Genomic DNA, 1,149 nt, shown 5'->3' on the forward strand with positions numbered 1-1,149 from the left:
GGCGGCGTCAAGGGGTGAGTGCAATCGTTAGGGCGCGATGAGTTGCGCGAGTCGCTGGGCTGGTGTGTTCCAGCCCAGTGTCTCGCGGGGGCGGGTGTTGAGTTCGTGGGCGACTTCGTCGAGGCCGGCCTGGGTGATGGTGCGGAAGTCGTAGCTGCTTTTGGGGAAGTACTGGCGCAGGAGGCCGTTGGTGTTCTCGTTGCTGCCGCGTTGCCAGGGGCTGTGTGGGTCGCAGAAGTAGACCGGGCAGCCGGTGGCGACGGTGAATACCGGGTGGGTGGCCATCTCGGTGCCCTGGTCCCAGGTCAGGGAGCGGCGTAGGTGAGCGGGCATCCGGGTGGCCAGAGTGGTGAGCACGCCGATGACGGCTTCGCTGTCACGGCCGTGGGGTAAGGCGCCGAGCATCACGTAGCGGGTGGCGCGTTCGACCAGGGTCACGATCGCCGAGCCGCCGGCCTTGCCGATGACCAGGTCACCTTCCCAGTGCCCGGGCACCGCCCGATCGTTGGCCTCCGCGGGACGGGCGCTGATATGCAGATCCCCGATCCAGGGCCGCCGGCTGCGGGCGGCGGCTGCGGCCCGTGACTGCGGACGCCGCTGGGTGCGTCCCGACCGCAACGCCACCTGCCGAGTCAACTCCGCCCGCAGGTTCCCCCGCGACTGCACGTAAATCGCCTGATAGATCGTCTCGTGGGACACCCGCAACTCCGGCCGGTCAGGAAACGTGGCCCGCAACCACGCGGCGATCTGCTTCGGAGACCACCTACGCGCCAGTTTCCCCGCCACCACCCGCCGCAGCCGCCCACCCACACCGAGCTTGGACACCTTCGGTCGCCGCCGGGCCGCGTCCGCCCGCCGCTGCGCCCACTGCGCCTGATAGCCCCACCGATACGACCGACGAGCCCGCCCAGGCGGCAACAACCGCCCGAGCGGGTTCTTCGTCCCATGCCGGGCACTGTGATAGCGGGCCACCTCCCGCGACACCGTGCACACCGGCACCCCCAGAAGCCCCGCGATCTGCGAGATCGTCCGGCCCGAGCCCCACAGATGCTCCAGCACCTGCCGATGCCCGAACGTCAACACCCCCGGCCTGGCCACCCACACCCCCAACACAACCAAGATCAGTTGCACTGAACCCTAGAAACCGCC

Annotated in this window: 1 protein-coding gene; it reads right to left on the minus strand. The window is 69.4% G+C overall.

Features of this window, described 5'->3' with window-relative positions:
• Positions 1-27: 27 nt before the first annotated feature.
• Positions 28-1,131, minus strand: a complete 1,104-nt coding sequence (locus tag D7044_RS32065; RefSeq protein WP_120691120.1) for an IS30 family transposase — start codon at positions 1,129-1,131, stop codon at positions 28-30.
• Positions 1,132-1,149 lie beyond the last annotated feature (18 nt).

Source organism: Micromonospora musae, from assembly GCF_003626635.1.
GTDB classification, from domain to species: Bacteria; Actinomycetota; Actinomycetes; order Mycobacteriales; family Micromonosporaceae; genus Micromonospora; species Micromonospora musae.